The organism is Streptomyces sp. LS1784 (assembly GCF_020103755.1).
Lineage (GTDB): Bacteria > Actinomycetota > Actinomycetes > Streptomycetales > Streptomycetaceae > Kitasatospora.
Genome location: NZ_JAHSQD010000204.1, coordinates 1 through 13,155 on the forward strand (window position 1 = coordinate 1; position 13,155 = coordinate 13,155).

Genomic DNA, 13,155 nt, shown 5'->3' on the forward strand with positions numbered 1-13,155 from the left:
ACCCCGGTGGTGCTGCCCGGCCCGGCGGCGGGCGAGCTCGCGGCGGCGGTCGGCGCCGCCGTCGACAACGTGCGCAAGCACGCGGGGGAGCGGGCCCGGGCCTGGATCCTGGTCGAGGACGAACCGGAGGCGGTCACGGTCAGCATCCGCGACGACGGCCCCGGCTTCGCCCCCGGCCGGCTCGGCGAGGCGGAGCAGGCCGGCCGGCTCGGCGTCTCCCAGTCCATCCGCGGCCGGCTGCTGGACCTCGGCGGCACGGCCGAGCTGTACTCGGTGCCCGGGGAGGGCGTCGAGGTCGAACTGCGCGTCCCGAGGAAGGGCTCTTGATGACCGATCAGCCGACCACCGACCGGCCGGTGCGGGTGATGGTGGTGGACGACCACCCGATGTGGCGGGATGCGGTCTCGCGCGACCTCGTCGAGGCCGGACTGGACGTGGTGGCCACCGCGGGCGACGGCGAGGAGGCCGTCCGCCGGGCCCGCGCCTGCACGCCGCAGGTGGTCGTGCTGGACCTCAACCTGCCCGGTCTGCCCGGCGCCGAGGTGTGCCGCCGGGTGGTCGCGCACGACCCGGCGGTACGGGTGCTGGTGCTGTCGGCCAGCGGCGAGCACCAGGACGTGCTGGAGGCGGTGAAGTCCGGTGCGACCGGCTACCTGGTGAAGTCGGCCGGGCGGGAGGAGCTGCTGGACGCGGTGCGTCGTACGGCCGTCGGCGACGCGGTGTTCACCCCGGGCCTGGCCGGCCTGGTGCTCGGCGAGTTCCGCCGGCTGGCCGCCGAGCCGGCCCCGGCCTCGGCGCCGGCCGCCCCGCAGCTGACGGCCCGGGAGACCGAGGTGCTGCGGCTGGTGGCCAAGGGGTTGTCCTACCGGCAGATCGCCGACCGCCTGGTGCTGTCGCACCGGACGGTGCAGAACCACGTGCAGAACACGCTCGGGAAGCTGCAGCTGCACAACCGGGTGGAGCTGGTCCGGTACGCGATCGAGCAGGGCCTGGACGACGGGATCTGAGCGTCCTTCGGCCCGGCCCCACGGCGCGGCCGTCGCCTCGCGCAGCAGGCCCGCCACGACGCCGACCCCGTCGCGGGTGAGCACCGACTCCGGGTGGAACTGGAGCCCCGCGAAGCCGTGTCCGCGCAGCGCGTGCACGTCGCCGGTGACGGCGTCCCGGGAGACCTCGATGCCCTCGGCGGCGAGCCGCGCCGCGTCCGCCTCCGAGCAGCGCGCGGTGAAGGTGTTGTAGAAGCCGACCGTGTGCTTGCTGCCGAACAGGTCGATGCGCTCCTGCGCCCCCTGGTACGGGACGGCCTTGCGGCCGAGCGGAAGCCCGAGTTCGGCGGCCAGCAGCTGGTGGCTCAGGCAGACCGCGAGCAGCGGCGAGGTGCGGGCGCCGGAGCGGACGGCGGCCAGCGCGTCCGCGACGATCGGCCGCAGCAGCATCATCTTGGGGTCGTCCGCGAGCGCCGGGTCGCCCGGGCCGGGGCCGAGCACCAGTGCGCCCCGGTGCGCCGCGACCCGCTCGCGCAGCCCCGGCTCGTCGTAGCGGGCCACCGTCACCCGGTGGCCGAGCGAGCTGAGCAGGTGGGAGAGCATCGAGGTGAAGGTGTCCTCGCCGTCCACGACCAGGGCCGGCTCGGCCTCGGTGATCTCGGCCGGCTCCTGCATCCGCAGCCAGAACGGCGCGAGGTCGGCCCGGCGGGAGTCCAGGGCGGCCTGCACCCGGTGGTCGTCGGCGAGCCGGGGGCCGACCGGGTGGGGCAGCCGGGCGGGCGCGGGCCGGGCGCCGATCGCGGTGAGCACCCCGGCGGCCTTGGCGTGGGTCTCGGCGACCTCGGACTCCGGGACGGAGTGGCGCACCAGGGTGGCGCCGACCCGGACGACCAGCCGGCCGGTGGCCGGGTCGATGTCGGCGGTGCGGATGCAGATCGGCGAGTCCAGCAGCTGCCCGCCGCTGGCGGAGCGGCCGATCAGGGCGAGCGCGCCGGAGTAGTAGCCGCGCCCGGCGGGCTCGTAGCGCTTGATCACCCGGGTGGCGTTCTCGACCGGACTGCCCGTGACGGTCGCGGCGAACATCGTCTCGCGGAGCACCTCGCGGACGTCCAGCGAGGTGCGCCCGCGCAGCTCGTACTCGGTGTGGGCGAGGTGGGCCATCTCCTTGAGCCGGGGTCCGAGCACCTGGCCGCCGAGGTCGCCGACCGTGCACATCATCTTGAGCTCCTCGTCCACGACCATGGTGAGCTCCTCCAGCTCCTTGGGGTCGTGCAGGAACTGGAGCAGCGAGTCGAGGTCGGAGCCGCCGGCCGGGTAGCGGTAGGTGCCGGAGATCGGGTTCATCACGACGGTGCCGCCGCTCTGCCGGACGTGCACCTCGGGGGAGGCGCCGACCAGCACCCGCTCGCCGGTGTGCACCAGGAAGGTCCAGTACGCGCCGCGCTCCTGCTCCAGCAGCCGGCGGAACAGCGTCAGCGCGAGCTCCGGGGAGAAGTCCTCCAGCGTGGCGTGGAAGTCGCGCCGGATCACGAAGTTGGCGCCCTCGCCGTTGCCGATCTCGTCCCGGATCACCCGGCGGACGATCGACGCGTACGAATCGTCGTCCACATCGAACCCGCCACCGGCAAGTGAGACCGGCAACTTCGGTAGGGCGGAGGTGAATTCGGCCAACGGAAGGACGTGCTGCGCGGTCACCGAGAGGGCCTGCAGGGGGGTGCCGTCGTCGTGCGCTTCGAAGCCGCGCTCGCGGATCTGGCGGTACGGGACGAGCGCGAGCAGGTCGTGCACCGGGCCGCCGCCGGCCGGCGCGCCGCTGCGGACGGGCAGGTCGGCGAGGTTCTCGTAGTTGTCGACGGTGCCCAGCAGCACCTCGACGGTGTCCGGGCTGAGCCGGGGGGTGCGGCGGTGCAGCAGGGCGAACGCAGGGGCGTCGGGGCCGGTGATACGGGTGAGCAGGTCGACAGCGGTGGTCACGGGAACGGCTTCCTTCCGGATGGACTGGCTGAGAGGCGGTGCAAGGTCCGCTCCCGGAGGGCCGTCTGCTCAGACGCCGACGGCCGCCCCGAGGGGCGGCCGTCGTGTTCGTCTAGGAACGCGCCATCTGTGGGCCACCCTTGGGGGAGGCCCACCACCAGGAGTGGGTGTGGGGCGCGTGCATGGTCCGAGCGTAGCGGATGCGCCGGGGCGCGTGAGGGGGATCACGTCTTTGTCCGAGATGCGTCTCACCCATCGGGCAATAGTCACGAGTCACTCCCGTCACCCCGTAGCCTTGGCGGTGTGACCGCTACGACTGAGACATCGAGGGCTGCCCACTCCTGGCAGTCCCTGCCCGCGGCGCAGCAGCCTGAATGGCCGGACCAAGAGGCTCTGCGCAAGACCCTTGCCGAGCTCGCCTCGTATCCGCCGCTCGTCTTCGCCGGCGAGTGCGACCAGCTGCGCGCCCGGCTCGGAGCCGTGGCGCGCGGGGAGGCCTTCCTCCTCCAGGGTGGTGACTGTGCCGAGGCCTTCGACGGTGTCTCGGCGGAGCACATCCGCAACAAGCTGAAGACGCTGCTCCAGATGGCCGCTGTACTGACGTACGCGGCCTCGGTGCCGGTGGTGAAGGTCGGCCGCATCGCCGGCCAGTACTCCAAGCCGCGCTCCAAGTCGACCGAGACCCGCGACGGCGTGACCCTGCCGGTCTACCGCGGCGACTCGGTGAACGGCTTCGAGTTCACCCCCGAGTCCCGCATCCCGGACCCGGAGCGCCTGAAGCGGATGTACAACGCGTCCGCCGCCACGCTCAACCTGGTGCGCGCGTTCACCACCGGTGGTTACGCGGACCTGCGCCAGGTGCACGCCTGGAACCAGGACTTCGTCCGCAACTCGCCGGCCGGCCAGCGCTACGAGCAGCTCGCCCGGGAGATCGACAACGCCCTGGCGTTCATGAGCGCCTGTGGCGTGGTGCCGGAGGAGTTCAAGGCCGTCGAGTTCTTCTCCTCGCACGAGGCGCTGATCCTCGACTACGAGACCGCGCTGACCCGCGTGGACTCGCGCACCGGCGAGCTGTACGACGTCTCCGGCCACATGGTGTGGATCGGCGAGCGCACCCGGCAGCTGGACCACGCGCACATCGAGTTCGCCTCGAAGATCCGCAACCCGATCGGCGTCAAGCTCGGCCCGACCACCTCGGTGGACGACGCGCTCGCCCTGATCGAGAAGCTGGACCCGGAGCGCGAGCCCGGCCGCCTGACCTTCATCACCCGGATGGGCGCGGGCAAGATCCGCGACCACCTGCCCAGCCTGGTGGAGAAGGTCACCGCCTCCGGCGCCAAGCCGGTGTGGATCTGCGACCCGATGCACGGCAACACCTTCGAGGCCTCCAGCGGGCACAAGACCCGCCGCTTCGACGACGTCCTGGACGAGGTCAAGGGCTTCTTCGAGGTGCACCGCGCGCTCGGCACCCACCCGGGCGGCATCCACGTGGAGCTGACCGGTGACGACGTCACCGAGTGCGTCGGCGGCGGCGACGAGGTCCTGGTGGACGACCTGCACCAGCGCTACGAGACGGCCTGCGACCCGCGCCTCAACCGCAGCCAGTCGCTGGACCTGGCGTTCCTGGTGGCGGAGATGTACCGCGGCCAGTAGGCCCGGTGCCCGTCGGATGTGACGAAGGCCCCTCCGGATTCGGGGTTCCCGAGCCCGGAGGGGCTTTTTCGTACCCTTTTCAGCAGGTAAGGTAAGCCTCAGCGAACTAAGGCAGGCCTTAGTCAAGATCCACTCCACCTCGCACCGGGAGAGACCGCGATGTACGTGTGCATGTGCCATGCGGTCACCGAGGACCAGGTGAAGAAGGCGATCGACGGGGGTGCCGGCACCCCGCGCCAGATCGCGAGGGGTTGCAAGGCCGGCACCGACTGCGGGTCCTGCGTGCGCCGCATCCAGGCGCTGCTCGGCGAGCACGGCGCCCGCCCCTGCCCGACCGCCCGGCTGGCCGCGAAGCTCGGCCTCGCGGAACCGGAGACCCCGGCGGCGCCGGCCCCGGAGGCCGCCCCGGTGGCCCCGCTGCGGGCGGCCTGAGCCCTCAGGACTCCGGCTGCTCGATGACCTGGGCGATGTAGAGCGCCTCGCCGAGCTTCTCCAGCAGTTCCAGCTGGGTGTCGAGGTAGTCGATGTGGTGCTCCTCGTCGGCCAGGATGTCCTCGAAGATGTTCGCCGAGGTGACGTCGTTCTTGGCCCGCATCACCACGATCCCGCGCTTGAGCCGGTCGATCGCCTCGACCTCGATCTGGCGGTCCGCCTCGAACATCTCCTTGACCGTCTGGCCGATCCGGACATGGAACAGCCGCTGGTAGTTGGGCAGTCCCTCCAGGAACAGGATCCGGTCGGTGAGCGTCTCGGCGTGCTTCATCTCGTCGAAGGACTCGTGCCGGGTGTACTTGGCGAGCTTCGTCCAGCCGAAGTTCTCCTGCATCTTGGCGTGCAGGAAGTACTGGTTGATCGCGGTCAGCTCGGCGGTGAGCTGCTCGTTGAGGAACTCGATGACCTCGGGATCGCCCTGCATGGTGGTGCCTCCTGCGCTCGTGCTGCCCTGTGTCGTGCGGTGATTCCTGTGCTGAGTCCTGTGCTGAGTCCTGCGCTGCGCATCCTGGCACCGCTTTGGGAGGAAATTCCAGTAAGTTCACACTCACTAGGACATGTGTCGGAATATCCGATTCGTGATGAAACGTGCTGGTGGTCGGTCGACCGCTGGCCCGTACGGGCGGGGGCGCGGATCCGCGGAAAGGGGCGCGCACCGTGGCTCGTCCGCCGTCTGTCACCATGGATCCATGGGTCAGTCGAAACACGAACCGCTTCCGCCGTCTGACCCGAGGCTCCCCCCGGGACAGCGCGCGCAGCGCGGCTGGCCCGCCCTGCACTACGGGCCGGTGCCCCGCTTCAAGCCGCTGACCTGGGACCTCCAGGTGTTCGGCGCCACCGCCTCGGCGGAGAAGCACAGCTGGGACTTCGAGGCCTTCAACGCCCTGCCGCGCACCACCGTCGTCGCGGACCTGCACTGCGTGACGAAGTTCTCCGTCCTCGGCAACGAGTGGACGGGCGTGTCGGCCGCCGTGGTGCTCGACCTGGTGCCCCCGGCGCCCGGCGTCACCCACGTCATGGTCTGGGCCGAGTACGGCTACAGCGCCAACCTGCGGCTGGCCGACTTCGCCGACCCGCACACCCTGCTCGCCACCCACCGCAACGGCGAGGCGCTCACCGCCGAGCACGGCTTCCCGGTCCGGCTGGTGGTGCCGCGGCTGTACGCCTGGAAGGGCCCCAAGTGGGTGCGCGCGGTGGAGTACATGCGGGCCGACCGGCGCGGCTTCTGGGAGGAGCGCGGCTACCACAACCTCGCCGACCCCTGGCGCGAGCAGCGCTACTCCTACCAGGAGGAGCCCGGCGACGGGCCGCTGCGCTGATACCGGCCGAAGGGCCGGAACGGGCTAGAACAGCGAGAACTTGACCGTCACCGCGCTGCGCTGCGGGCGCCGCTCGCCCGCCGCCGGGCTCTGGCCGGACGACGTGACCGCGCCGAACACGTCCCAGCCGGAGGTCTGCATGGTGAAGCCTGCCGCCTGGAGCGCCTTCTGCGCCTCGTCCTTGCTCATTCCGGTGACGTTCGGGACCGGCACCATGCCCTTGCTGACCACCAGCGAGACCGCGGAGTTCTCCTGCAGCAGCTGCCCGGCCGCCGGGGAGCTGCTGATCACCGAGCCCTCGGCCACGGTGTCGTTGTAGGTCTCGGTCACACTGCCCCTGGTCAGCTGGGCCCCGGTCAGGGCCGCGGCGGCGTCGGCGGCGCTCCTGCCGGCGAGGTCCGGCACCGCGATCCGCTTGGGGCCCTTGGAGACGGTGACGGTGACGCTGTCGCTCTTGCGGGTGCGCGCGCCCACTCCGGGGTCGGTGGAGATCACCTCTCCGGACGGGACGGACTCGCTGAACACCTCGACGAACTTCCCGTGCAGGCCCTCCTTGTCCAGGACCCGCTGCGCCTCGGCCCGGTCCTTGCCGAGCACGCCCGGCACCGAGCCGTACAGCCCCTCGGAGATCCCGTAGGTGGCGCCGCCGATCGCCAGCACCAGGGCGGCCAGCGCGGCCGTCCAGATCAGCGGCTTGCGGGGGAGGCGGCGCAGCCGGCCCGGCCGGCGCTGGTGCACCGGGGTCGGCTCGTCGTACGGGCGCGGTTCGGCGAGCAGCTCGTCCATCAGCTCCGGCGGCATGTCCAGCACGCTGGTGCGCTCCGTCGGCGGGGCGTCGGCGGGCTGCGGCAGAGGCTGGATCACCGAGGTCGGCTCGCTGGTCGGGTAGCGCGGGCTGGGCCGGGTGGAGGCCGGCGGCTCGGCGTCCAGCTCGGCCGGGGTGAGGGTGCGGCGGACCCGCTGGAGGGCGGCGAGCAGCTCGACCGCGTCGTACGGGCGGGCGTCGGCGGACCGGGCGCAGGCGCCGGCCACGATCGCGTCCAGCCCGGGGCCGACGGCGGGGGCGACCAGTGAGGGGGCCGGGACGTCCTCGTGCAGGTGCTTGTACATGACCTGGACGGGGTTGTCCCCGGTGTGGGGGCGGCGGCCGGTGAGCATCTCGTACAGCAGGATGCCGGCCGCGTAGACGTCCACCCGCTGGTCGGTGGGGGCGTCGGGGAGTATCTGCTCGGGGGCCAGGTAGGAGACGGTGCCCATGACCGTTCCGCCGGTGGCGGTGGTGGTCGAGGTGGGCGCGCCGTCGGCGGTGCCGAGCACCCGGACCAGGCCGAAGTCGGCGACCTTGACCAGGCCGCCCTCGGTGATCAGCACGTTCTCGGGCTTGACGTCGCGGTGGACCAGCCCGGCCCGGTGGGCGGCGCCGAGTGCGGCCAGCACCGGCTCCAGCACGTCCAGCGCGGCCCGGACGGAGAGCGCGCCGCGGTCGCGCAGCAGGTCGCGCAGGGTGCGGCCGGGCACGTACTCCATGGCGAGGAAGACGTGGCCGCCGTCCGCGCCCTGGTCGAAGACGTTGACCACGTTGGGGTGGGTGAGCTTGGCGACCGCCTTGGCCTCGCGGATGAAGCGGGCGGTGAAGCCCTCGTCGCCGGCCAGCGCGGGGTGCATCACCTTGAGTGCGAGCACCCGGTCCAGACGGGTGTCGGTGCCCTTGTAGACGGTGGACATCCCGCCGGTCGCGATGCGCTGCTCGACCCGGTACCTGTTGTCGAGCAGGGTGCCGATCAGCGGGTCTGACCATGTGGGCACCACTGGGACGCCGTCGGTGACCTGCCCATGGGCGGCGGTCAGGGCTTGGCCGTCATGAGGGTCTTCGGATCCGAGTGAGAAGCCCTCTCGCTTGCGAGGGGGAGGAGTCACGTCCACCCGGCGAGTCTAGGTGAGGTGTGGACCGGAAGGCCCCGGAGGACAGTGCCTCCGGGGCCATCTGTGCCCGGCTTGTGACGCGTCATGTCCCTAGAACGCCGGCCGCTCCCGGGTGTCCAGGTCGGCCCGGCCGGCCATCGCGGAGGACGCCTCGGCGTGGAAGCGGCGCGGGATGCGGCCGGCCCGGTGCGCGAGCCGGCCCGCCTCGGCGGCGTGCCGCATCGCCTCGGCCATCAGTACCGGGTCCTGAGCCCGGGTCACCGCGGAGGCCAGCATCACCGCGGCGCAGCCCAGCTCCATCGCCAGCGCCACGTCGGAGGCGGTGCCGGCGCCCGCGTCCAGGATCACCGGGACGCCCGCGCCCTCCACGATCAGCTGGAAGTTGTGCGGGTTGCGGATGCCCAGGCCCGAACCGATCGGCGAGCCCAGCGGCATGATGGCCACGCAGCCGACGTCCTCCAGCTTGCGGGCCAGCACCGGGTCGTCGTTGGTGTAGGGCAGGACGGTGAAGCCGTCGTCGACCAGCGTCTCGGCGGCGTCCAGCAGCTCGATCGGGTCGGGCAGCAGGGTGCGCTCGTCGGCGATCACCTCCAGCTTGACCCAGTCGGTGCCGAGCGCCTCGCGGGCCAGCCGGGCGGTCAGCACGGCCTCGCCGGCGGTGAAGCAGCCGGCCGTGTTGGGCAGCACCCGGATGCCGTTGCGGGTCAGCACGTCCAGGACGGAGCCCTGGGTGGAGGCGTCGACCCGGCGCATGGCCACCGTGGTCAGCTCGGTGCCGGAGGCGAGCAGCGCGCGCTCCATGACCTCCAGGCTGGGCGCGCCGCCGGTGCCCATGATGAGCCGGGAGGAGAAGGACGTCCCGGCGATCGTGAGAAGGTCCTCGGCCATGGCTCAGCCTCCCTGGACGGCGGTGAGGATCTCGACCCGGTCGCCGCTGCTCAGCGGCGTCTCGGACCACGAACTACGGGGCACCACGGCCTCGTTGAGCGCGGCGGCGACTCCGGTGTTGGCGGCGCTGACGGAGGCCACCACCTCGGCGAGGGTGGTCGTGGCGGGCACCCGGCGGGGCTCGCCGTTGACGGTCAGGGCGATCTCGTTCAGGGCGGTCTCGGTCATGCGGAGGCCTTCGTCGTGGAGCGGTCGGGGGAGAAGCGCAGGGGCGTGAACGGCCGTGCCGGCTCGGGGACTTCGCCGGTGGCCAGGTACTCGGCGACCAGGTCGGCGGTCACCGGGGTGAGCAGCACGCCGTTGCGGTAGTGGCCGGTGGCGGCGACCAGCCCGGGCACCGAGGTCGGGCCCAGCAGCGGGGCGTTGTCCGGCGAGCCGGGGCGCAGCCCGGCCGAGGTCTCCAGCAGCGGGAGTTCGGTGATCCCCGGGACCAACTCGTGGGCGTCGCGCAGGAGTTCGTACACCCCGCCGGCGGTGACGGTGGTGTCGTAGCCCTGTTCCTCGGTGGTCGCGCCGACCACCAGCTCGCCGTTCTCGCGCGGCACCAGGTACAGGTGCCGGCCGCGGACGACGGCGCGGACGTTGCGGGAGAGGAACGGCCGGTAGGCGTCCGGGATCCGGAGGCGCAGCACCTGCCCCTTCACCGGGCGGATCGCGGGCAGCGCCCCCTCGGGCAGGCCGGGCAACCGGTGGCTGTGCGGGCCGGCCGCGAGGAGGACCTGCTCGGCGGTCACGGTCTCCTGGGTGCTCAGCCGGGCGCCGGTCGCGCGGCCGTTCTCGACCAGCAGCTCGACGGCCTCGGCCGGACGGATCGAGACCCCGGCGCGTTCGCAGGCGAGGAGCAGGGCCTTGAGCAGCCGGCGGCCGTCCACCTGGTGGTCCTCGGCCACGTGCAGGCCGCCGCGCACGCCGGGGGCGAGCATCGGCTCCAGCCTGCGGGCCTCCCGGCCGGTCAGCCAGGTCGAGTCCAGGCCGAGCCGCCGGTGGAAGGCGTGCAGTTCGCGCAGTTCCTCGCGGTCGTCGGAGTCCAGCGCCACGGCGACGGTGCCGCACCGGCGGTAGCCGGTGTCCAGACCGCCGCTCGCCTCGGTGAGCTCGGCGGCGAAGGCCGCGTACCGCTCGTTCGAGGCCATGCCGAGGCGCAGCAGCGGCTCCTCGCCGTACTGGAGCTCGGTGACCGGGGCGAGCATTCCGGCCGCGACCCGGGCCGCGCCGCCGCCGGGGGAGGGGTCGACCACGATCACGTTCCGCAGCCCGCGCTGGGCGGCGCGCCAGGCGACGGCGAGGCCGATGATGCCCCCGCCGATCACCAGCACGTCGGCGCGGGCGCCTGATGGCAAGCGTGACAAGGCTGCTCTTCTCCCTTCGCCGGTATGACCCGGATCAGGTTCGGACGGTCGCAGGCCGTGTCAGCCCGCCTCTCAGCCCGGTACGCCGGGCTCCCGTGTGGTGCCCCCACCTTAACGCCGGGGGGCGGCCCGGCCGAAGGCCCGTACGCGGGGTGGACCAGGGAGGAGACCACCCGCGCCCGCCTCCGCGCTCCGCACGGTCGGAGGGCCGGCGCGAAGCGCGGACGGCCCGCAGCTGCCGGCCGGCCGCTGAGTACAGTGACGGGCGTGGCAGAGCTGAGCGGAACGGATCAGGTGGTCGTCGTCGGAGCCGGGCTGGCCGGGGCGCAGGCCGCCCTCAAGCTGCGGCAGGGAGGCTGGCAGGGGCGGATCGCGCTGGTCGGCGAGGAGCCGCACGCGCCGTACGACCGGCCGCCGCTCTCCAAGGACGTGCTGCTCGGCAAGGCCGACTCCACCGCCCTGGACATCGACTACGGGCAGCTCGGCATCGAGCTGTTCACCGGCCGCCGGGCCACCGGCCTCACCCCCGGCGTGCTGCACACCGACGGCGGCGACCTCGCGTACGGCTCGCTGGTGGTCGCCACCGGCGCCGTCCCGCGTGCCCTGCCCGGCGCCGAGCGGGCGCACCTGCTGCACACCCTGGACGACGCCCTGGCGCTGCGCGCGCTGCTGCGCCCCGGGCTGCGGCTGGTGCTGGTCGGTGCGGGCTGGATCGGTGCCGAGGTGTCCGGTGCGGCCCGCGCGGCGGGCTGCGAGGTGACCGTGGTCGAGGCCGGCCCGGCACCGCTGCCCGGCGCGCTGCCGACGGAGATCGGTTCGGCGATGGCCGCCTGGTACACCGAGGCCGGGGTCGACCTGCGCTGCGGGGTCGGTGTGGCCGCCGTCGAGCCCGGCGCGGTGCTGCTGGCGGACGGCTCGCACCTGCCCGCCGACGAGGTCGTGGTCGGTATCGGGGCGCGTCCCGCGACGGGCTGGCTGGCCGGCTCCGGGATCGAGCTGGACGCGGCCGGTGCCGTCGTGGTGGACGGGCGGCTGCGCACCTCGGTGCCCGGTGTCTTCGCGGCCGGCGACTGCGTCAGCTACCCCTCGACCCGGTCCGGCGCCCGGCTGGCCGTCCAGCACTGGGACCACGCCCTGCAGTCCGGCGAGGCGGTGGCCGCCGCCGTCCTGGGCGCGGACGCGCCGGCCTACGACCCGGTGCCGTACTTCTGGTCCGAGCAGTTCGGGCGGATGGTCCAGTACGCCGGCCGGCACGCCGAGGGCGACGAGCTGCTCTGGCGCGGGGGCCCGCAGGACGCCGACTGGTCGGTGCTCTGGCTGCGGGACGGCGTGCCGAGCGCGCTGCTGACCGTGGACCGGCCGCGCGACCTCACCCAGGGGCGGAGGCTGATCGAGCGCGGCACCGCGCTGGACCCGGCCCGCGCGGCCGACCCGGCGGTGCCGCTGAAGGCGGCCACGGCGTAGGGCCGTGTGCGCGGTGGGCCGTCGAGGTGGCAGTCTGGTGCCGTGAGTGAGATCGATGCCAAGACTGAAGCCCTGGTCCCCGAGTGGCTGTACCTGCCCGACATCTCCGAGCGGTGGGGTGTGCTGGTCACCGAGGTCCGCAACATGGTCAAGAAGGGTGACCTGATCGCGGTCCGCCGCGGCCCCAACAAGTCCTTGCAGGTCCCGGCCGCCTTCATCGACGAGACCGGCCCGGTCAAGCACCTGGTCGGCCTGCTGACCGTGCTGCGGGACAGCGGCCTCTCCGACGACGAGATCATCGAGTGGATGTTCACGGAGGACGAGTCGCTGCCCGGCACCCCGGTGCAGGCGCTGTGGGAGAACCGGGCGACCGAGGTCAAGCGCCGCGCCCAGGCCATGGCGCTGTGATGACGGACCTGCGCGCCAGGCTCGCCGACGCCCGGCTGTACCTGTGCACCGACGCCCGCCGCGAGCAGGGCGACCTCGCCGAGTTCCTGGACGCGGCGCTGGCGGGCGGGGTGGACATCGTCCAGCTGCGGGACAAGGGCCTGGAGGCCAGGCAGGAGCTGGAGGCCCTGGAGGTCTTCGCCGACGCCTGTCGCCGGCACGGCAAGCTGCTGGCCGTCAACGACCGCGCCGACGTCGCCCACGCGGCCCGGCCGGACGTGCTGCACCTCGGCCAGGACGACCTGCCGGTGGCGGCCGCCCGGGCGATCCTCGGCGAGGACGTGCTGATCGGCCGTTCCTGCCACGCCGAGTCCGAGGTGGACGCGGCGATCGCCGAGCCGGGGGTGGACTACTTCTGCACCGGCCCGGTCTGGCCGACCCCGACCAAGCCGGGCCGCCCGGCCCCGGGCCTCGGCCTGGTCTCGTACGCGGCGAAGCAGGCCACCGACCGGCCGTGGTTCGCGATCGGCGGGATCGACCTCGGCAACCTGGACGAGGTGCTGGCCGCGGGTGCCCGCCGGATCGTCGTGGTGCGGGCCGTCACGGCCGCGGCGGACCCGCGGGCGGCCGCCGCCGAGCTGTCCCGCCGGGTGCGCGCCG

13 protein-coding genes, 1 pseudogene and 1 riboswitch are annotated in these 13,155 nt (G+C 73.1%); of the genes and pseudogenes, 8 read left to right on the forward strand and 6 right to left on the reverse strand.

Translation table 11 applies throughout. The features are described 5' to 3' along the window. Both KS423_RS22705 and KS423_RS22710 read left to right on the forward strand, forming a co-directional pair. A partial coding sequence (locus KS423_RS22705; RefSeq protein ID WP_263455144.1) for a sensor histidine kinase occupies positions 1-327 on the forward strand: 327 nt, incomplete at its 5' end. Continuing rightward, a complete protein-coding gene (locus tag KS423_RS22710; protein ID WP_224281431.1) occupies positions 327-1,007 on the forward strand; it encodes a response regulator transcription factor in 681 nt (226 codons plus the stop codon). The genes KS423_RS22705 and KS423_RS22710, both read left to right, overlap by 1 nt. 27 nt (positions 1,008-1,034) lie before the next feature. On the opposite strand, the pseudogene KS423_RS22715 reads toward KS423_RS22710, so the two are convergent. Then, a pseudogene (locus KS423_RS22715) lies at positions 1,035-2,981 on the reverse strand (anthranilate synthase family protein); the annotation flags it as partial. 282 nt (positions 2,982-3,263) lie between these two features. On the opposite strand from KS423_RS22715, the gene KS423_RS22720 reads away from it, so the two are divergent. Next, the gene (locus KS423_RS22720; protein WP_224281432.1) at positions 3,264-4,613 is read left to right on the forward strand and encodes a class II 3-deoxy-7-phosphoheptulonate synthase; all 1,350 of its coding nucleotides are present in this window, start codon (positions 3,264-3,266) and stop codon (positions 4,611-4,613) included. 159 nt (positions 4,614-4,772) lie between these two features. Further along, positions 4,773-5,045 (forward strand): bacterioferritin-associated ferredoxin, encoded by a 273-nt coding sequence (locus KS423_RS22725; RefSeq protein ID WP_224281433.1) that lies wholly within the window; start codon positions 4,773-4,775, stop codon positions 5,043-5,045. Positions 5,046-5,049: 4 nt separating this feature from the next. Here KS423_RS22725 and bfr read toward each other — a convergent pair whose 3' ends face one another. After that, a complete protein-coding gene (gene bfr, locus KS423_RS22730; RefSeq protein WP_224281434.1) occupies positions 5,050-5,529 on the reverse strand; it encodes a bacterioferritin in 480 nt (159 codons plus the stop codon). A gap of 265 nt (positions 5,530-5,794) precedes the next feature. On the opposite strand from bfr, the gene KS423_RS22735 reads away from it, so the two are divergent. Then, on the forward strand, positions 5,795-6,424 hold the full coding sequence (locus tag KS423_RS22735; RefSeq protein WP_224281435.1) for a sulfite oxidase-like oxidoreductase: 630 nt from the start codon (positions 5,795-5,797) through the stop codon (positions 6,422-6,424). Positions 6,425-6,448: 24 nt separating this feature from the next. Here KS423_RS22735 and pknB read toward each other — a convergent pair whose 3' ends face one another. The 4 genes from pknB to thiO form a co-directional block, all read right to left on the reverse strand. Continuing rightward, on the reverse strand, positions 6,449-8,230 hold the full coding sequence (gene pknB / locus KS423_RS22740; protein WP_224281436.1) for a Stk1 family PASTA domain-containing Ser/Thr kinase: 1,782 nt from the start codon (positions 8,228-8,230) through the stop codon (positions 6,449-6,451). 207 nt (positions 8,231-8,437) lie between these two features. Continuing rightward, positions 8,438-9,235 carry a thiazole synthase gene (locus tag KS423_RS22745; RefSeq protein ID WP_224281437.1) on the reverse strand — a complete coding sequence of 266 codons (798 nt, stop codon included), beginning with the start codon at positions 9,233-9,235 and terminating at the stop codon, positions 8,438-8,440. A gap of 3 nt (positions 9,236-9,238) precedes the next feature. Further along, positions 9,239-9,463 (reverse strand): sulfur carrier protein ThiS, encoded by a 225-nt coding sequence (gene thiS, locus KS423_RS22750; RefSeq protein ID WP_224281438.1) that lies wholly within the window; start codon positions 9,461-9,463, stop codon positions 9,239-9,241. Then, positions 9,460-10,635 carry a glycine oxidase ThiO gene (gene thiO / locus KS423_RS22755; RefSeq protein WP_224281440.1) on the reverse strand — a complete coding sequence of 392 codons (1,176 nt, stop codon included), beginning with the start codon at positions 10,633-10,635 and terminating at the stop codon, positions 9,460-9,462. The genes thiS and thiO overlap by 4 nt, the downstream gene beginning before the upstream one ends. Before the next feature lie 3 nt (positions 10,636-10,638). Next, positions 10,639-10,751, reverse strand: a riboswitch (TPP riboswitch). A 151-nt stretch (positions 10,752-10,902) separates the two neighbouring features. On the opposite strand from thiO, the gene KS423_RS22760 reads away from it, so the two are divergent. From KS423_RS22760 to thiE, 3 genes are all read left to right on the forward strand, one after another. Continuing rightward, positions 10,903-12,108 (forward strand): NAD(P)/FAD-dependent oxidoreductase, encoded by a 1,206-nt coding sequence (locus KS423_RS22760; protein WP_224281442.1) that lies wholly within the window; start codon positions 10,903-10,905, stop codon positions 12,106-12,108. A gap of 42 nt (positions 12,109-12,150) precedes the next feature. Continuing rightward, positions 12,151-12,516: an Rv2175c family DNA-binding protein gene (locus KS423_RS22765; RefSeq protein ID WP_224281444.1), complete on the forward strand. Its 366-nt coding sequence runs from the start codon at positions 12,151-12,153 to the stop codon at positions 12,514-12,516. Further along, a partial coding sequence (gene thiE / locus KS423_RS22770) for a thiamine phosphate synthase (RefSeq protein WP_224281445.1) occupies positions 12,516-13,155 on the forward strand: 640 nt, incomplete at its 3' end. The genes KS423_RS22765 and thiE, both read left to right, overlap by 1 nt.